Consider the following 17,375-nt stretch of genomic DNA (forward strand, 5'->3'; position numbering starts at 1 on the left):
AGTACGCGTCATGACGTGGCGCGCCGACCCTAGTCCTCCGGCTCGACCAGTCGATAGCCCACGCCGGGTTCGGTGAGCAGCAGGCGCGGGTCGGCCGGCTCGGCCTCGAGCTTGGCGCGCAGCTGTGCCATGTAAAGGCGCAGGTAGTGGGTGTGCTCGGTGTACTCGGGGCCCCACACGTCCACCAGCAACTGGCGGTGCGTGACCACCTGGCCAGCGTGGCGTACCAGCCGTGCCAGTAGCCGGTACTCGGTGGGGGTCAGGTGCACCTCGGCACCCGCGCGCCGCACACGCCTGGCTTCAAGGTCTACGGCCAGGTCGGCGCGGTCGTAGCGCACGATCGCCGGGTGTACCGTGGTGCCTCGGTGGCGCAGGGCTACCCGCATGCGGGCCAGCAACTCGGCCAGGCTGAAGGGCTTCACAAGGTAGTCGTCTGCGCCCTCGTCGAGCAGCCGTACCTTGTGGTCCTCGCCTGGACGGGCCGAGATCACGATCACCGGCGTGCCGTGCTGGCGCCGGAGGTCTGCCAGCAGCGATGCGCCATCTCCGTCCGGCAGGCCGAGATCGAGCAGCATGATGTCGAGCCCGCCCTGGGCCAGCGCATTGGAGATGACGGCCCGTGCATCGGCCAGGCTGGCCGAGGAGAAGACTCGGTACCCCTCGACCTTCAATGCGTCGCGCAAGGTGGTGCGTAGTTCACGGTCGTCCTCGACCAGGAGCACGCCAAGGCTCACGGCGGCGCTCCTTCGTCACCGTCGCGCGCTGTGCCCTCGGGGCACTTCTCCACCGGCAAGGTCACTTCGAAGCTCGAGCCCCCGTTGCGGCGGGCGCGCAGGCTAAGGTCGCCACCGTGCACCCTCGCGATGGCCTGGCATAGTGCGAGCCCCACGCCGGCGCCGGGTCGTGGATGGTCATCGGCACTTCCGGCGACGGCGTCAGTGTCACCGCGTTGGAAGGTATCGAAGATGCGCCTGCGCTGCGCCGTGGGCACGCCGGGTCCACGGTCCCGTACGGCGATGAGTACGGAAGGCCCGGCCCGCCGGGCCATGACCTCGACGGGCGTATCGCCAATGCCATGCTTCAGTGCGTTGTCGACGAGGTTGTCGAGCAACTGGACCATCAGAACGGCGTCGCAGCGCAGCAAGGGCAGACCGGCTTCCACGCTAGCCTTCACCCGGTGTTGCGGGGCGCGCTGCCTCACGCGTCGCAATACGGTGCCGACCATTTCCTCGACAGACTCCCAATCGCGCTGCAGCGCCACCCCGACCTGGCCCAGGCGCGCCAGCTGCAGGGTGTTGTCCGTCAGGCGAGACAGTTGCGTGGCCTCATCGACGATGGTGGCCGCGAGACGGCGACGCTGCGCAAGGGACAGGCGCTCGTCCTGATCGTGCAAGGCGCTGGCTGCGCCCAGGATGGTGGCCAGTGGCGTCCTGTGGTCGTGCGAGATGGCCGTCAGCAGCGTGTTGCGAAGCGCGTGGCCCTGGGCCTGCTCGCGCGCCGCGGCAGCGGAACGCAGGGCGTCGCTGCGCTCCAGCGCAGCCCCGAGCTGGTCGCACAGCAACTGCACATGGTTACGCAGTTCGCCGCCGGCATCAGTCGTACCCCGGACGAGAGCCGCACCGAACGCGCCGCTGACGCCGCGCATAGGCAGGTACCACGACGGCTGCTCCTCGTGACGTCCCGTGCCTGGCCCCATGGGCCGACCCTCCTGCAGACAGAGACGCAGCCCCGATGACTCGTCGGGTGTCACGGGGCCAAGCAACTGAGTCCCGCTGGCCTCGACGGTATCGACGGATGGGCTGGACACAAGCACTGTGGGTTCTGCGCCGATCAACCTGCGGACCGTGTCTCGCAGGATCGAAGCCTGCGCGACGGGTTCATCGGCCACGCGCAGGGCCTCGGCGAATTCCCGAAGCTGATCGGAGCGCAGGGCCTGCGCCGTCGCCTGAGCCGTATGCCAGCGCAGGCGAGCCACCAGCAGCGTCACGATCCAGCTGACCGTCAGCATCGTGACGAGCAACAACGCGTGCTGGTGAAGGTCAACGGCGAAGGCGCCGCGCGGCGGGACGAAAGCGAAGTTGAAGGCCAGCACGGCGATTGCGCTGGCAACAAGCGACACCAACGGCATCGACCAGATAGCGGCGATGGCTGCGCTCAGCACGAGGATCAGCGCCATGTTTGCCAGATCGATCCGACCGTCCAGCTCGAACATCAGGAGCCAGGAAACTGTCCAGACGATACTGGCAGGCAGCCAACGGCGCTTCGCCGCACTGCCGCTTTGGATGTGAGATTGCGACACGCTGACAAGCTACCACGGCAGCCATCAGGAATCCGTAAGCGGCTTCTCTCCGTGGCGATCGCTGCACAAGGAATGGGCGGGATCTCGCCGACAAGTGTTGCCCCCGCTGTCGCAGCGCGACCCCGGGGGCCACCCCAGAATTACCCACCTGAGCATCGATAGCCGCGCGTGCTGCGCGGAGCACTGAAGACGGGACGTCAGCCTCAGCCCCCTCGACTGAGGTGCAGAGGCTGGCCGACAGCCATCGACAGATACGAGTATCCCCCGGTTCAGGCTCGGAGCAGATTACTCAGCGGCCGCCGGGGCGAGTGCCCGGCAGGCTCCATCGCATAGCCGACGCGGGAAAGCATCTGCAACGTCTGCGCCACCGCGTCCAGGCCCAGGGTGGCATGCAACGCACGGCGCTGCTCGCGCATGGCGTCGAACTCCTGCAGCGCTTGCGACAGTGGGTGCAGTGAGAACCCGTCGGCCGTGGCCTGCAACTGGGCACGAACGAAGACCCGGCCCACGGCGATCTGGTCGCGCCGGCTGTTGCCCTGTGTCGCGATCCAGAAGTAGCCGCTACCCGTCTCGGAAGGCTGCCAGTGCTCAAGCATGCGCTGGTGCGTATCGTTGCCCCGTTTGGGTACCGCGAAACGATCGAACAGGCCCACCGCGTCAAGCAGACGCGGCATCATGCCGATTATCGAGATTCCGTCGCGGTGCTGCGCGATCTCGGCCGGGCCGATGCGCAGAAGCCGGGCAGACTCGAGATACGTGGCTGGCGTGAGCATTTCGATCTCGAACGCAGTGCGGGTGAGTTGGCGTAGCGTGGCCATGCGCGCAGGTTCGCTCACCTGCCCCAGCAGCAGCGACGGCTGCTTGACCGATGCGCCGAGCAGGCGTTGCCAGAGCGGCGGGGCCACCACCCGCTGGTTGTCGTAGACGCCCTTCTGAGTACGGCGTTCACGCACCTGGGCGAACAATGGGTCAGGCTCGGCGCTGCCAGGCTCGCCCACCACTAGCCGGGCCACGCGCACGCCACGCGGCAGGGTTTGGTCCGGCGGATCACCGTCGGGGAACAGATTGACCTGCACTGCGCGGCCGCGCTGCGACGCCGCCTGCACCGCCAGCTCCAGGAAGGCGCCGCAGCCGATCAGGATCTGGCGTCCGAACGGATCGGTCTCGGGAAGAAGTCGATCACTGTCGCAGAACAGGGTGATCGCCCCGGGTTCGTACAGGTCGGCGATCCAGGGCTGAAGATTGTGCGGGTTGGGTGCGAGCAGCGCGTGGGCGAGCATGAACTCGCGAATGTCCAACGTGTCGGTCGGCTCGCTCCAGGCCTGCAGCGCGGCAGCGGGCATGCCGGCGGTGCAGCCGATCACCGTCAGCGGAGTGGTGGCCGCGAGCACAGCGCCCCCACCCGCGAGGCGGATGAAGCGGCGTCGGTCGGGCATCATTTCGTGAGAAGGCGAGGGGATAATGGTCGTCTCCCGTTCAGCGTGCGGACCCGGTCGCCCGCTGCAGCAGCACGTCGGCAAACTTGCGAGCCGCGACCTCGGCCTGCAACTCGGCGTGACCGATCCCGCTGAACGCCGAGCCCACGTTGTTCACGCCAGCCTGACCCTTGAAGGACAGCGCCGCGACCCTTGACGTGCCGGACACGGCTTCCACGTCCAGCGATACTCCGCCGCGCGACAGCGGCGCCAGCAGCAGCAGGGTCGTGACCGCGTTGAGCCCCGGGCTTGCCAGTTCCACGGCGGTGACCGTGCCGCGTACCTGCACCGCATCCGGTCTGGCCGTGTCGACTTGCCGCAGCCCCGCGTCCTGCAGTTCCTTCGTCAGAGTCTGAACAAAGGCCTTTCGCAGGGCGGCCTGCTGTCCGTCGTCGAGCTTGACTGCCCCCCCGAACGCCAGGGCGTCTGCCGGCAGATGAAAGGCCGACACGCGCAGCTCGGCCACCCGCCAGGCGCGGGTGCCGTCTGGCTGGGCGCTCAACTGCTCGGCATCACTGAGGCTGCTCTCTTGCGGGCTCCCCACGCTGGCACAGCCGACCAGCGTCAGGCCGCTGGTCAGAATCAGCGTCGACAGGAACACTCGCAGACGCGCGTGGGAGTGGGGGATAGGGGAGTGGGGGAGAGACAAGGCGCGACTCCTTCGCGGTAGGGGCCTGCGATCTGCCGGCCGAGCAGACACTTTGGCCATCGCCCGCCGAAGTCACCAGACTCGGCAAAGCATGCGAGTCATGCAAAAATGCATGCCATGCCTGTCCGTACCATCCCTGGTGACACCACTCCTGTCCAGCCCTCGCCCGGCCCGCTGCTGGACAACTGGAACCTCCTGCGCTCTTTCATCGCCATCTACGAGACCAGCACCCTCACGGGTGCCGCGCAGCGCCTGGTCACCACTCAGCCCAGCATGGGCCGCCACCTGCGCGAACTCGAGAAGAGCCTGGGCGAGACCCTGTTCGTGCGCTTGCCCGGCCAGCTAAAGCCGAACGCCAGAGCGGACGCGCTGTACGCCGCCATCGCGCCAATGTACCAGGCCGTTCGCGACGCCGAGCGGCTATTCGGCGAGGGCGCCGAGCAGGTTGCGGGCGTGGTGCGAGTCGCGGTGGGAGAGGCCTACGCTCATCACGTCGTACCGCAGATTCTGGCACCGCTGCTCAACGAGCACCCAGAGCTCGAGATCGAGCTGTCGGTCTCCAACCAGAGCGACAACCTTCTTCGCCGCGATGCCGACATCGCAGTGCGTTTCTTCCGGCCGCAGCAGGACAGAATCATCGCCCGCAAGCTCGGGCGCGCAGATATGGGTCTGTACGCGCACGAGTCGTACCTCGCCCGCTTCGGAGAGCCCGTCGGCTTCGAGATCCCGCCCGGTGGCGTGCTCGCCGGTTTCGACCGCATGCCCATGCAGCTGAGCGCATCGTTGCGCGGCGGGGAGCCCGCCCGGCCGCTGCAGTTTCGCTGGCGCAGCGATGCCGTGCTGGCCTTGCAGGCCGCGATCGAGAGCGGCGCCTGCATCGGCATGATGTTCAACCACATCGCGGCGACTCGGCCCGGGCTGAGGCGGGTGTTGGCCAGTCAGGTCGGCTTACCCAACGAGGTATGGCTGTGCGCCCACGATGATCTGCGCCGCAGCAGCCGTATGCGCTTGGTGTGGCAACACCTCGGGGACGCCCTGGAGGCTTTATTGACTCCACCTGATTGATTCTCGCTGAATCGGGAAGCTCAGGTCGATGTCCGGTGAATCCGCAGTAGCGCGCGCCAGTCGAATCCGCCCCTGCAAAGACGCGTTTCGAAGGCTGACTTGAAGGCGGCAGGTGCTGTAGTCGACCGCCACGCTTGACGGTCATAACGCGAGGCAATACTATTTTGCGAATGGCAATCAGGACGTTCAAGTGTGCCGATGCCGAAGCGCTGTTCCACCTGCGCCGGTTGGGTCGCTTTGTCGGTTTCGATCGTCCGACACTGCACAAGTTGAAGCAGCTGGACCTCGCGCGATGCATCGAAGACCTGCGCGCGCCGCCGACGAATCGATTGGATCGGTTGAAGGGCGATCGCGCGGGCCAGTGGAGCCTGCGGGCGAACGATCGGTGCCGAATCTGCTTTCGCTGGACAGGCAGCGATGCCGAAGAGGTCGAGATCGTGGGCTATCTCTGAGGCGCGACGCAATGACCAGGAAGGCCAAGCCAGTGTCGCCCGGCGAGATGCTCGCCGAGGAGTTTCTGAAGCCCTTGGGGATGAGCAATTATCGCCTTGCCAAGGAGATCGGCGTGCCCGCGCAGCGCATCGGCGAGATCCTCGCCGGCAAGCGCGCTGTGACCGCCGACACGGATCTGCGACTGTGTCGATTCTTCGGGCTTTCCGATGGCTGGTGGTTGCGTCTGCAAGCCGACTACGATACTGAAGTCGCGAAGGTGAGCCTCGCGAAGACACTCGCAACCATAAGGCCATGGAAGGAGACTCTGGAGCACACGGCAGATGCGCGCTGACGCGCCGTGCCTGCGCGGGAGCGTAGCGTCGAAGTTCGCTGTCGAGTGAATAACTCCAGCTGGACTGGCCAGATGCGGAGGGAGGTGATCCGCGACCTGCCGATGGTCAGAGATCTCGATCGGACTACGAGATCGGATCCACTCTTCGCGATCGTTCAGCTCGGAGTGCACGAGGCCTCGAACAAAAGTCGAAGCCGATGGAGCTGAAGATGTCGCCAGCGGTCGGAGCTCGTCCTGATTGTCGGTGCCGGGTAACCTCAAACCACGAAAGGAAGCGCAACATGGACTACAAGCATACCGCCCTGATTCTGGTGGGATACCAGAATGATTACTTTGCGAAGGACGGTATCCTGCGCGGCGTGGTCGAAGAGCCAGGGCGTGTCGATGAAGTCCTGACAAACACCCTGGCACTGATCCGCCGGCTGGTACCCACGGATGTCAGCATTCTCTCCACCCCGATCGTACTGACACCGGACTATCGCGCCTTGGCCAGTCCAGTTGGCATTCTTCACGCAATCAAGGAATCTGGAGCGTTTGCAGCTGGAACCCATGGTGCCCAGAGTATTCCCGAGTTGAAGGCATTCGGCGATCGTATCCAGTACGTCAAAGGCAAGGTCGGCTTCAACGCTTTCTCTGACACATTGTTGGACGATGAATTGAAATCCAGAGATATCAGGGAAGTATTGCTGGCTGGCATGGTGACATCCTTGTGCATCGACTCGACCGGTCGCGCCGCCTATGAGCGTGGGTACAGCGTGAAGGTGCTTTCTGACTGCACCTCTGCCCGCACCACGATTGAACAGTCGTATTTCTGCAGTAGCGTGTTCCCGCTTTATGGCGCTGTGGTTTCCAGTGCTGAAGTCTGAATCTGCCTTGGGTACAGAAGTATCCGACCCAATGCATCTCTGAAGACCTTCAATGGGAACTGACTCCCTTTTCAACGACATTCAGGTTGCGGCCACCAACCAACTGGTGGAGGCGCTGGCTGAGAGCGATGGGCGCATGCGTCGACGTCTCGAGCTGATGTCTGATGTCGTGTTTGAGCTCGACAGGCAGGGCAGGATCGTTTTCCTGAATCCTGCGTGGGCGTTCTTGACGGGTATTCCCCTCGCGCAGGTGACAGGCCATTCGTTTGAAGGACATGTCCTGCCGGATGACCGAGCCACCTTCTGCAAAGCTTTGCAGAGCGCCGGCACCAAGAACTCGGGTCACAAAACCCTGCTTCGGTTTGTTCACTCGTTTGGACATACTGTCTGGACAGAGCTCACCCTTGTTGCGATTGACACAGGACACGTCGGCGCACTTCACGACATCAGCGCGCAAAAGCGTTTTCAGGACCAACTCGAATACAACGCGAACTACGACTCTCTGACCAGATTGCCGAACAGGGTCCTGCTGGCCGATCGAATAAGCCAGGCCCTCACCAGCTGCAAACGACATCAGCGCATGTTGGTGATCGGGTTCCTGGATCTGGATGGGTTCAAGGAAGTCAACGATGAACATGGGCATGCTGCTGGAGATCAGCTACTCGCGGCAGTGGCTGACCGGTTGCGATCAGCGCTTCGCGATTGCGATTCCATTGCCAGAATCGGTGGCGATGAGTTTGTGGTGGTTCTCGTCGATTTGGAGACGCCGACCCAAAGTTATCCGATCCTGGATCGCCTGCTTGAAGTCACGTCTGAGCCTGTGCAGATCGGAGATGCCTGGTTGCAGGTATCGGCCAGCATCGGGGTCACCGTGTATCCCCAGGATGATGCCGAGGCGGAACATCTCATCAGGCATGCAGATCAGGCAATGTATGCGGCGAAGCAGGCTGGCAAGAACCGCTACCAGTTTTTTGATGTAGCGCATCACATCGCCCTCGGAACTGCCGGTGCCACTCTGGAACGCCTGCAGCAGGCACTGGCGAAAGCGGAATTTGTACTGCATTATCAGCCGCAGTTGAGCTTGCATGACGGACGGATCTTTGGGGCCGAGGCGCTTATCCGTTGGCAGCACCCCGAGGACGGATTGCTGTTCCCCGGCGCGTTCCTGCCGGCCATCGAGAACAACGCTGCGAGTATCGCAGTCGGCGAGTGGGTTATCGCTTCCGCGCTCGCACAACTCGCTGAATGGGAGAGGCAGGGGCACGACCTGGTAATCAGCGTGAATATTGGTGCCTACCACCTGAAGCAGGACAGTTTTGTCAACCGGGTACGAGATCTGCTCGCGGCATGTCCATTGCCCAAACCGGGTGCACTGGTTTTTGAGATACTGGAAACCAGTTCCCTGGGTGACACCCAGCGGGTATCGAAGGTGATCCGTGAATGCCAGTCGAAAGGCATCGTTTTTGCGCTGGACGATTTTGGAACAGGTTATTCGTCGCTCACGCACCTCAAGCATTTGCCTGCGGAGACATTGAAGATCGACCGCAGTTTCGTGTGCGACATGCTTGACAGCTTCGATGACGTTGAAATAGTCAAGGGCGTGATCGCATTGGCCAAAGCTTTTGGACGCTCTGTTATTGCCGAGGGCGCAGAAAGCACTGAGCACTTGGTGAAGCTCAAGAGTTTGGGCTGCGACAGCGCACAAGGTTATGGTATTGCGCGACCGATGCCCGCCGCTGACTTCTTGAACTGGGTCCAGGATAGACGCCGATAGATGTCGAAACGCGCAGTTGTCTACTGCGGCGTGATCGCCAGGCCGCCGTCGGCCACGATGACCTGTCCCGTGACGTAGCGCGCAGCGTCCGAAGCCAGGAAGAAAATCACGTCGGCGATGTCTTCCGGCTCGCCTACACGTCCCAGTGGCACGCGCGCGGCGGCGAGTTCAACCCCTTCCGGCCCCAGGGAGTGCTCGGCCGACAGCAGTTGTGCGGTCCGCACATAGCCCGGCGACACGGCATTCACCCGCACGCCGTCGCAGGCCACCTCGGCCGCCAGCCCGCGCATCAAGCCGATCACGCCAGACTTGGCCGCCGAGTAGTGGACGTGCTCGGTCCAGCCCCACGCCACGCCCATCAGCGATGTCAGGCACACCACTGCACCGGCGCGGCGCGCGCGCATCGACGGCAGCGCCGCACGCGCTACGCGGAACATGCCCTTGAGGTCGATGTCCACCGTATCGTCCCAGCGTTCGTCCGACAGTTGCGCGAGCGGTACCTTGCGCGCGATGCCGGCATTGAGCACAAGGGCGTCGATGGCCCCGCGCTCGGACAGCACCGCCGCGACCACGGCGTCGGCCTGTTCGGTGGAGCGTACGTCCAGGGCCGCGAAGCTGGCGCTGCCGCCTGCGGCGACGATCTGCGCGGCCACGGCCCGGCCCTCGGCTTCAAGAATGTCGGTGACGACGACGTGCCAGCCGGCTTGCCCAAAGGCCAGCGCGCTGGCGCGGCCAATTCCGATGCCGCCGCCAGTGATGAGCAGGGTACGGGGTGGGCGCATGTGACCAGGCTCCTGCGGCGTGTGATGGGACGCAGGCATGGTAAGCGGGCGGGGGCTGCCTCGCAACGGACGCGTGCAAGACTGCACCGGAATTATCGCCTCGGGACGGCGAGGTCTGCGCTGACCAGTGCATCGACATCGGCCTGGATCAATGCCCAGAACGGGTTGCTGCGGAGCCGGGTCAGCGACCCGAGCGCAATGGTCGTCGCCCCGTTCTCCCCGCGCACCAGCCATGAACCGATGCTCGGAATGCCTTCGCGTCCGCTGCCGGCGATGAAGCCGTAAACCGGGTCATCGGGCGGGAACGGCAACGCGACATGACTGAGCGACACCAGACCTGCCGGCCAGGAGAACCCGGTTTCCTGCGTGGCCCGTGTCCCGTCGGGCGTGCTGCGTTCGAGGTCCACCCGTTCGTCACCGGTGCGGGCGTTGGTCACGATGTCCAGCGTGTATCGGCGCGGCATCTGATGCAGTCGTGCGATCAGCGCGCCGGCTTCCGGGCGCTGTACGCCGTTCATGACCGCAATGCGATTGACATCGAACATCACCAGCCGATGCCTTGCATCGGGCAGGCGCGCGTACAGCGAGTCGACGACGCCGGTCGCGCCGACCGAAGCATCGACAGCCGATTGCCAGGTGATCACCGACGGCAACCGCGCGATGCGCCCGGATTCAACGGCGCTGGCGAGCGACCTGCTCAGTGAGCGGGTCGCTCGGTTGACCTGGCGCGCAGCGTTGACCGGAAACGAGTTGAACTTGAACGGGTCGTACTCGGCCATCACTTGCTGCCAGCGCACCTTCTCCAGCACCGGGATCGGCACCACGCTGAACAGATCGATTACTTCAGCCAGACGAGCGACCTGGGTGAGCGCGACCGCCGGTGACACCAGCAGGACCCGGTCCGGCTTGCGCAGGGTGCTGTCTTCGAGCGCATCGAGTGCATAGAGCAGCGAAAGCGTGCCGCCGGTCGAGTAGCCGCCGATGTAGAACGGCCGGCCTGAAGGCGTGCGCGCCGCCACATCGCGAGCTGCCATGCGCACCGCCGCTGTCCAGTCGCGAGTGGACATCCGGACCATCATCGACGGCAGCGTGCCGTGTCCGGGCAGCCGCAGGACGGTGACCTCGAAACCGCGGGCATGAAGCGTGTCCGCGAGCGCCTTCATCGAATAGGGAGAGTCGGTCAGCCCGTGGATCAGCAGCGCCGAGCCAACCGGGCGCGCCGGTGTGAGCCGGAACGACCGGTTGTACCCAGTCCCGCCGGCCAGCCGGTTCAACGGGCTGCCTTTGTAGAAGCGACTGAACTTCAACGGCTCCATGGCGGGATCCCACCCCGCAATGGTCCGCTCGAGCTCTGCGAACAGTCGTTCCTCCAGTCGCTGATAGCCTTCGAAATCGAGATCAACCTGTCCGAACGCGGTGAACTCTTCGTGCAGGCGATCGGTATGCCAGCGCTCGAGCGGCGGCAGTGCGCCAACCGCATACAGCGTGAAGCCGAAGACGACGGCGAGTCCCAGCGACGTCGCAGCTGCGGCGAAGCGCCATGCAAGCCGCGCGACCCGCCGGGACATCGCCCACTTACGACGCGTGGCCTGAGGCAGCGATCTACCGGATCGGATGGATCACCCCGCTGTCGACCCGCACCCGTTGCCCGGGACGGTAGGCAGGAAGCTCCTTGACGCGCACCGTGCGATCGATCCCGTCGTCGAAGCGGATCTGCACGATCCAGACCGACGTCGCGCTGGCGCGCGCGGCCATCGAACTGCCGGCCATCGAACCGCCGACGCTGCCCGCGGTCGCGGCCACGGTCTGCCCGAAGCCTCCTCCGATCTGCCCGCCGAGCACTGCGCCGACAACCGCGCCACCGATGGCCCCGGCCACCGTGGCACCGGTCGACGCTTCGGTGGTCTCCTGGATCGCCAGCACGACACCGGCACCACTGATGTTCGCCCCCGGTGAGGTCGTCGCACACCCGGCCAGCGCGAGTACGGAAACAACGAATACCGCCATCAGTCGACGCATGGCCTATTCTCCGAGCGCGTTCAGGTAGTACATGGACGCGAGCAACGGTCCGGGACGACCCAGGCTGGAGAACCAGCGGTCATACACCTCGACGATCTGCTGCCCCCTGTAGACCTCTGCGAGGGCCCGGTTCACCGCCAACCGGAACGGCGCATCGCGGCGCATCATCAGCGCGTATGGCTCGAGCGAGAAGTCCTCATCGGCGAGGGTGAACTCGCCGCCCTTGCTGCCGAGCAGTATCCGGCCGATCAGCGCCAGCCTGTCGTTGGCGAACGCATCGATCTTCTTGCCGGTGAGCGCGCTCGCCACTTCGCGATCATCGCGCAGAACGACCACCTGCGCGTCGATCTTGCGTTCCTTCAGGACGCTGCGCAATCGAGGCTCGGTCGTGCTTCCGGCGAGCACGCCCACCCGCTTGCCGGCAAGGTCGGCAAGCGTGCGCGGCCCGATGCCGGCGGTCACGAAGCTGGCGCCGTCGACGAAGATCAGATTGGAGAAATCGACCTGCTCGAGCCGGCCGAGGGTGACCGTGGTCGTACCGCACTCGAGGTCCACACTACCGCCAGCAACCTGGGCAATGCGGTTGTCTGCGGTCACCGGAACCCACTTGATCGCCAGGCCTGGTGCGTTCAGCTGCTGCTCGAGGCTCGCCACCACCCGCTTGCACAGGTCGACCGAATAGCCGGCCGGCTGCCCATCGGGTGCTGCAAACGAGAACGGCGCTGCTTCGGTGCGATAGCCGAGGACGATGCTCTTGCTGTCCGCGATCCGCTTGAGCGTGCCGCCCGACTGCGCTTGCACGCTGCAAGCGATCACCATGCCGAGGATGCAATACAGGACACGGATGTTCATTCAGTTTCTCCAGACGTGGTTTGAGGTGACGGCATGACGAAGTGAAGTGGAGTGAAATGCGGATCGGCCAGCAGCGGGTCCATGAACAGCCACAGCACAGAGGTGACCACCGAAACCATGTGCTCGGGGCAACTTGTTTCGACAGACTGAAAACCGGCGAATCCTACAGGCAGGCGCGCAACGGGACCAGTATGCCGCCCTCTACCGGGCGGTACCGAACAGTCGCCGGACAGAGCCCACCGCGCCCTCGGCTGCGGTGCCGCGTTCGTCCTCGGCCACCCAGCCCGAGAGCGCCGTTCTGCAGTGTGCGCGATCGGCCCGGTTCGGCGTGCTGCGCGCCAGGCGGTGCTTGCCTTCGCACAGTGCCGCTCGCGGGCGTGCGGCGCGGTGAAGGGGATGCTGGCGTATGATCATCGGCGATGCCGGGCGTCGCTCGGCAACTACCGACTGGAGTCGACGTGAGCATGCTCAGGCGTGCGTTGGTCATGTGCGTTCTAGCTTTACCCTGTGCAGCCAGCGCCAATGTGCCCGAGGGCGTGGATGCGTTCGGCAAGTCGCGCTTCGCGGACGCGCGCAAGGTGCTTGCTGCCCCCGCCGAGGCCGGCGAAGCGCAGGCGATGGCATACATGGGCGAGATGCTGATGCGCGGGCTGGGCGGGAGCCGCGACGAGCTCAAGGCGCGCGACTACATCACGCGTGCGCATGCCGCCGGGAACCCGCGCGCCGGATTCCTGCTCGGCAACATGTATCTGACGGGCAACCTCGTCGAGCGCGACGGACCCAAGGGCGCGGACATCATGCGCATCGCGGCGGAAAAGGGCGAACCGGCTGCACAGAACGCGATTGGGGCATGGCTCGCCAACGGTACCAACGGCTTCGCCAAGGACGACGACATCGCCCTCGGCTGGTTCAAGCTGGCCGCCGACCAGAAGCACCCGGCCGCCCTGGGTTGGCTCGGCGCGTTTGCCGAGAGCGGGCGCGCGGGAGTTCCGCAGGACAACCTGGTCGCGCTGGACTGGTACAAGAAGGGCGGCGACCTCGGCGACGCCGCTTCGATGGTTGCCGCCGGGCGCATGTATGCGCTGGGGCGCGGCGTAAGCCCGAATGGCACCGAGGCGCTGGCCTGGCTGCACCGCGCGGCCGCGCTGGCCAACAGCAGTGCGTTCGCGTGGATTGCCAATGTCTACGAGTTCGGCCGCGGCGGCATCTGGAAGAATCCGACGCTCGCCTACGTGTGGTATTCCGCCGTGCCTGCCAACGGCACGCCGGCTGCCGTCAAGGCCGCAGCCGAGGGCAAGGAACGCCTGTCGAAGACGATGTCGGCCGCCGAAATTGCCGACGCCGAGAAGCGATGGAAAACGGTGGTGTTGAACACCATCATGAGTACCATTAACCCGCAGATCGCGACCGGCACGGCGCCGGCGGGGGCGGGGCGCACCGGCGTCTACGGCAGCGGTGTCGTGGTCAGCGAGGCTGGGGAGGTGCTGACCAACGAGCACGTGATCAACAGTTGCGCACGCGTGCGCATCCAGCCGTCCGGGGCCATGATGAAGGTCGTGGCGAGGGACGCTCGCAACGACCTGGCCCTGCTTCGTGGCGAGGGCCTCGCGCTGCCTCCGGTCAGACTGCGCGCGGGGCGCAACGTACGCCTGGGTGACGAGGTGGTGGCCCTGGGCTATCCGTTAAGGGGCATGCTTTCCTCGGGGACCGTGGTAACTACCGGGATAGTCAATGCCCTGACCGGTCTGAACGACGACACCTCCATGTTCCAGATTTCTGCCACCGTCCAGCCCGGCTCGAGCGGCGGGCCGATCCTCGATCGAGGTGGAAGCCTTGTGGGCATCGTACGCGCACGCCTGCTGCCCACCGGGCCGGCGAGCCCTCAGAACGTGAATTTCGGCATCAACCTCGCGACGGTCAGCAGTTTCCTGGATACGCACTCGGTCGGGTACCTGATGGCCCAGCCCGGGGCGAAGCCCCCCGCGGACACCGCCGACCTCGTGGAGCGCGCACGCAGATCGACCGTGCAGGTGGAGTGCTACTAGGACTGCAGTTCATGGGCCCGGCGGATTCGGAGCAGTAGCCCGGCGACGTCCCAGGAGCCACCGGGTGAGCTCGAACCAGGCAAGGGCGCCGAGACAGAGCGCCGCACCGATCAGCAACAGGGATACCGACGGTGTAGTGAACTGGAACAGAACGCTGACTGCGGGCACCGTCAGCACGAGCACCAGGAGCACGCAGGTCGCCGCCGCGATCCAGCCAAAGGCGGCGTTCCAGGGGCGAGAGGCATCGGCGCGTCGTGTCAAGGTCCTGTTCACATGGATGAGGGCCAGGCTGCTGACCACGAGCACGGTGAAGGCGAGCGCGCGTGCGGTCTGGTCGGAGCCCGATGCCGAGCGAGCAACCATATAGGCGACGAGGGCAATGCCGAACAGCCCGCCCCCCTGTAGCATCCCGCGCAGCAGCACCGGCGCATCGAACAGGCGTGCGTCTGGTCTGCGCGGTGGCGTGCGCATCGCGTCGGCCTCCAGCGGCTCCGCCTCGAACACGATGGAGCAGGCCGGGTCGATCATCAGTTGGAGGAACAGGATGTGCACCGGCATCAGCACCATCGGCCAGCCGAGCACCAGCGGTACGATGGACAGGCCGACGATCGGCAGGTGTACCGCGATGACGAAGGCGATGGCCTTGCGCAGATTCGCGAACACCCGGCGGCCGTAGCGCACGCCGGTCACCAGCGACGCGAAGTCGTCGTTGAGCAGGACCAGGGCTGCGGCCTCGCGGGCGACATCGGTGCCGCGCGCACCCATCGCCACGCCGATGTGGGCGGCCTTCAGCGCCGGGGCATCGTTCACGCCGTCGCCCGTCATGGCGACCACGTCGCCACGTGCCCGGAAGGCCTGTACCAGCCGGAGCTTCTGCTCGGGCTGGACGCGGCAGAAGACGTTGGTGTCGGCCAGGCGAGCAGCGAGGCTGGCGTCATCCAATCGGTCGAGTTCGTCACCGGTCACTGCATGACCATCGACCACGAGACCGGCCTGCCTGGCGATGGACAGTGCCGTCTTCGGATGGTCGCCGGTGATCATCACGACCCGGATTCCCGCGGCCCGGCACTCCGCGATGGCCGCCGGCACGTCCGGCCGTACCGGGTCCTCCAGGGCCAACAGCCCGATGAACTCGAAGGCGAAGTCGTGCTGCGCATCGGGCAGGTCGCCAGCGGGGAAGATCGCACGCGCGACGGCCAGTACGCGCAGACCCTCACGGGCCATCCCTTCGACCTGTCGGGCAATGGGCACGTGCCGCGCTGCGTCGAGGTGACAGAGATCCATGATGGCCTCTGGCGCACCCTTCGCAGCTACCAGGCGGTCCTGGAGATCTGGCGACTGCCACACACGCGACATAGCCAGCAGTTGCGGTGAGAGCGGGTAGTCGTCGATCACCTTCCAGTTGTCATGCAGGTGCCCGGTCCCGGCGAGATGGTGCTGACCGGCCTCTCCGATGGCCGATTCCATCGGATCGAAGGCCCGGCGGTGGCTCGCGAGCACTGCATACTCCAGCACCTGGTGCAGCGCTTCCGGAAGGTCCGGCGAGGCGTCTCCAGACAGGATCTGCTCCGCGTCCTCGGTCCATAGCCTGCGGACTGCCATCCGGTTCATCGTCAAGGTGCCGGTCTTGTCCACGCACAGAACGGTCGTGGCGCCGAGCAGTTCGACGGCCGGCATGCTGCGCGTGAGCACCCTCTCGCGCGCGAGCCGCCAAGCACCCAGGCCCAGGAAGATGGTCAGTACCACGGGGAGTTCCTCGGGCAGGATGGCCATCGCGAGCGTGAGGCCGGCCAGCACACCGTGCAGCCAGTCACCGCGCGTCAGGCCCCACGTCAGGGCCAGCCCGGCAGCCACACTCAGACCGATCGCCGCGACCCAGCCGACGATGCGTCGCGTCTCGCGCTGAACGGGCGTGGCGTCCGTCGAGATGGCCTGCAGCGAGGCACCGATACGGCCCAGGGCACTGCGTCCGGCGGTGGCGGTCACGATGCCACGCCCTGTGCCCTGTGTCACCAGCGTTCCCGAAAAGGCCTGCCTGCGAGATGCCGGAGGTAGGCTGGACGCGGCGTCTCCCGCCTGCTTCATCGCCGGGGCCGACTCGCCGGTCAGCAGCGACTCGTCGATCGACAGGTTCGACGCCTCGACCAGGTCAAGATCGGCTGGTACCCGATCGCCCTCGGCCAGCAGGACGATGTCCCCGACGACCAGCTCGCGACCGGCCACGCGAATCGATCGGCCATCTCGAACCACCTGCGCGCGCGGGCTGGACAGGTCGCGCAACGCCTCCAGGGACTGCTCGCTGCGGCGCTTCTGGACGTAAGTGATGGCGATGACGACCAGCACGAACGCCAGCAGCATCAGCGCTTCATGGAGATCGCCGAGCGCGAGATAGATGGCGCCGCAGGCCACGAGCAGCAGGAACATCGGCTCGAGCACCACGTCGCGCAGCAGTCCCCATGCCCGCCGCCGCGCCGTGGGGGGCAACTCGTTCGGACCGTCGCGCGCCAGGCGCGCTCCGGCCTCGGCTGCACTCAGTCCTGGCCGGGCTGCGGCGTCAACTTCGATATGCGTATCGCCCCCGGTCATGTCACCCATCTTACGCGTGCAGATGGCGCAAACACCTTCCATGGCCGGTGTTCCTTCGACAGCGCGGGAAGGGCAGCGAACTCCGCTTGCCGGTCCGGCTGCTTCTCTTGCATCAACACAGGTGTTTCGTGATATCAGGTTTCGCAGCAGGAATCCTGGCGTTTGTCGGGATGCGTCCA

General features: G+C 65.5%; 15 protein-coding genes. 6 read left to right on the forward strand and 9 right to left on the reverse strand.

Going from position 1 to position 17,375, the window contains the following annotated elements; all coding sequences use genetic code 11:
* Window positions 1-29: 29 nt before the first annotated feature.
* The 4 genes from ING98_13640 to ING98_13655 form a co-directional block, all read right to left on the reverse strand.
* Entirely contained in the window at window positions 30-734 is a 705-nt protein-coding gene (locus tag ING98_13640; protein ID MCA3102907.1) for a winged helix-turn-helix domain-containing protein, read from the reverse strand.
* Window positions 731-2,212, reverse strand: coding sequence for a DUF4118 domain-containing protein (locus tag ING98_13645; GenBank protein ID MCA3102908.1), 1,482 nt, complete (start codon window positions 2,210-2,212; stop codon window positions 731-733). The genes ING98_13640 and ING98_13645 overlap by 4 nt, the downstream gene beginning before the upstream one ends.
* A 356-nt stretch (window positions 2,213-2,568) precedes the next feature.
* Window positions 2,569-3,735, reverse strand: coding sequence for a twin-arginine translocation pathway signal protein (locus ING98_13650; GenBank protein MCA3102909.1), 1,167 nt, complete (start codon window positions 3,733-3,735; stop codon window positions 2,569-2,571).
* A gap of 40 nt (window positions 3,736-3,775) precedes the next feature.
* Window positions 3,776-4,375 (reverse strand): DUF3313 family protein, encoded by a 600-nt coding sequence (locus ING98_13655; protein ID MCA3102910.1) that lies wholly within the window; start codon window positions 4,373-4,375, stop codon window positions 3,776-3,778.
* A gap of 165 nt (window positions 4,376-4,540) precedes the next feature.
* Between ING98_13655 and ING98_13660 the strand changes: the two genes are divergently transcribed.
* The 5 genes from ING98_13660 (at window position 4,541) to ING98_13680 (ending at window position 8,912) form a co-directional block, all read left to right on the forward strand.
* On the forward strand, window positions 4,541-5,488 hold the full coding sequence (locus ING98_13660; protein ID MCA3102911.1) for a LysR family transcriptional regulator: 948 nt from the start codon (window positions 4,541-4,543) through the stop codon (window positions 5,486-5,488).
* 170 nt (window positions 5,489-5,658) lie between these two features.
* Window positions 5,659-5,940 (forward strand): type II toxin-antitoxin system RelE/ParE family toxin, encoded by a 282-nt coding sequence (locus ING98_13665; protein ID MCA3102912.1) that lies wholly within the window; start codon window positions 5,659-5,661, stop codon window positions 5,938-5,940.
* Between the two features lie 11 nt (window positions 5,941-5,951).
* Window positions 5,952-6,272 (forward strand): HigA family addiction module antidote protein, encoded by a 321-nt coding sequence (locus ING98_13670; GenBank protein MCA3102913.1) that lies wholly within the window; start codon window positions 5,952-5,954, stop codon window positions 6,270-6,272.
* A 281-nt stretch (window positions 6,273-6,553) separates the two neighbouring features.
* On the forward strand, window positions 6,554-7,138 hold the full coding sequence (locus ING98_13675) for a cysteine hydrolase (GenBank protein MCA3102914.1): 585 nt from the start codon (window positions 6,554-6,556) through the stop codon (window positions 7,136-7,138).
* Window positions 7,139-7,190: 52 nt separating this feature from the next.
* Window positions 7,191-8,912, forward strand: coding sequence for an EAL domain-containing protein (locus ING98_13680; GenBank protein ID MCA3102915.1), 1,722 nt, complete (start codon window positions 7,191-7,193; stop codon window positions 8,910-8,912).
* Between the two features lie 20 nt (window positions 8,913-8,932).
* Here ING98_13680 and ING98_13685 read toward each other — a convergent pair whose 3' ends face one another.
* The 4 genes from ING98_13685 to ING98_13700 form a co-directional block, all read right to left on the reverse strand.
* Window positions 8,933-9,694, reverse strand: coding sequence for an SDR family oxidoreductase (locus ING98_13685; protein MCA3102916.1), 762 nt, complete (start codon window positions 9,692-9,694; stop codon window positions 8,933-8,935).
* A gap of 92 nt (window positions 9,695-9,786) precedes the next feature.
* Window positions 9,787-11,262, reverse strand: a complete 1,476-nt coding sequence (locus tag ING98_13690; GenBank protein ID MCA3102917.1) for an alpha/beta fold hydrolase — start codon at window positions 11,260-11,262, stop codon at window positions 9,787-9,789.
* Between the two features lie 34 nt (window positions 11,263-11,296).
* A complete protein-coding gene (locus tag ING98_13695; GenBank protein ID MCA3102918.1) occupies window positions 11,297-11,713 on the reverse strand; it encodes a hypothetical protein in 417 nt (138 codons plus the stop codon).
* 3 nt (window positions 11,714-11,716) lie between these two features.
* Window positions 11,717-12,565: an amino acid ABC transporter substrate-binding protein gene (locus ING98_13700; GenBank protein MCA3102919.1), complete on the reverse strand. Its 849-nt coding sequence runs from the start codon at window positions 12,563-12,565 to the stop codon at window positions 11,717-11,719.
* 536 nt (window positions 12,566-13,101) lie between these two features.
* Here ING98_13700 and ING98_13705 point away from each other — a divergent pair.
* On the forward strand, window positions 13,102-14,610 hold the full coding sequence (locus ING98_13705; protein MCA3102920.1) for a trypsin-like peptidase domain-containing protein: 1,509 nt from the start codon (window positions 13,102-13,104) through the stop codon (window positions 14,608-14,610).
* Window positions 14,611-14,619: 9 nt separating this feature from the next.
* On the opposite strand, the gene ING98_13710 is transcribed toward ING98_13705, so the two are convergent.
* The gene (locus tag ING98_13710) at window positions 14,620-17,196 is read right to left on the reverse strand and encodes a cation-translocating P-type ATPase (GenBank protein MCA3102921.1); all 2,577 of its coding nucleotides are present in this window, start codon (window positions 17,194-17,196) and stop codon (window positions 14,620-14,622) included.
* Between the last annotated feature and the right edge of the window lie 179 nt (window positions 17,197-17,375).

The organism is Rhodocyclaceae bacterium (assembly GCA_020248265.1).
GTDB lineage: Bacteria > Pseudomonadota > Gammaproteobacteria > Burkholderiales > CAIKXV01 > CAIKXV01.

Excerpts from the sequence above, each read along its gene's own strand:
- ING98_13645 (MCA3102908.1), bottom strand. The coding sequence starts at position 2,212 with ATGTTCGAGCTGGACGGTCGGATCGATCTGGCAAACATGGCGCTGATC.
- ING98_13650 (MCA3102909.1), bottom strand. The coding sequence starts at position 3,735 with ATGCCCGACCGACGCCGCTTCATCCGCCTCGCGGGTGGGGGCGCTGTG.
- ING98_13660 (MCA3102911.1), top strand. The coding sequence starts at position 4,541 with ATGCCTGTCCGTACCATCCCTGGTGACACCACTCCTGTCCAGCCCTCG.
- ING98_13665 (MCA3102912.1), top strand. The coding sequence starts at position 5,659 with ATGGCAATCAGGACGTTCAAGTGTGCCGATGCCGAAGCGCTGTTCCAC.
- ING98_13670 (MCA3102913.1), top strand. The coding sequence starts at position 5,952 with ATGACCAGGAAGGCCAAGCCAGTGTCGCCCGGCGAGATGCTCGCCGAG.
- ING98_13675 (MCA3102914.1), top strand. The coding sequence starts at position 6,554 with ATGGACTACAAGCATACCGCCCTGATTCTGGTGGGATACCAGAATGAT.
- ING98_13680 (MCA3102915.1), top strand. The coding sequence starts at position 7,191 with ATGGGAACTGACTCCCTTTTCAACGACATTCAGGTTGCGGCCACCAAC.
- ING98_13685 (MCA3102916.1), bottom strand. The coding sequence starts at position 9,694 with ATGCGCCCACCCCGTACCCTGCTCATCACTGGCGGCGGCATCGGAATT.
- ING98_13690 (MCA3102917.1), bottom strand. The coding sequence starts at position 11,262 with ATGTCCCGGCGGGTCGCGCGGCTTGCATGGCGCTTCGCCGCAGCTGCG.
- ING98_13695 (MCA3102918.1), bottom strand. The coding sequence starts at position 11,713 with ATGCGTCGACTGATGGCGGTATTCGTTGTTTCCGTACTCGCGCTGGCC.
- ING98_13700 (MCA3102919.1), bottom strand. The coding sequence starts at position 12,565 with ATGAACATCCGTGTCCTGTATTGCATCCTCGGCATGGTGATCGCTTGC.
- ING98_13710 (MCA3102921.1), bottom strand. The coding sequence starts at position 17,196 with ATGACCGGGGGCGATACGCATATCGAAGTTGACGCCGCAGCCCGGCCA.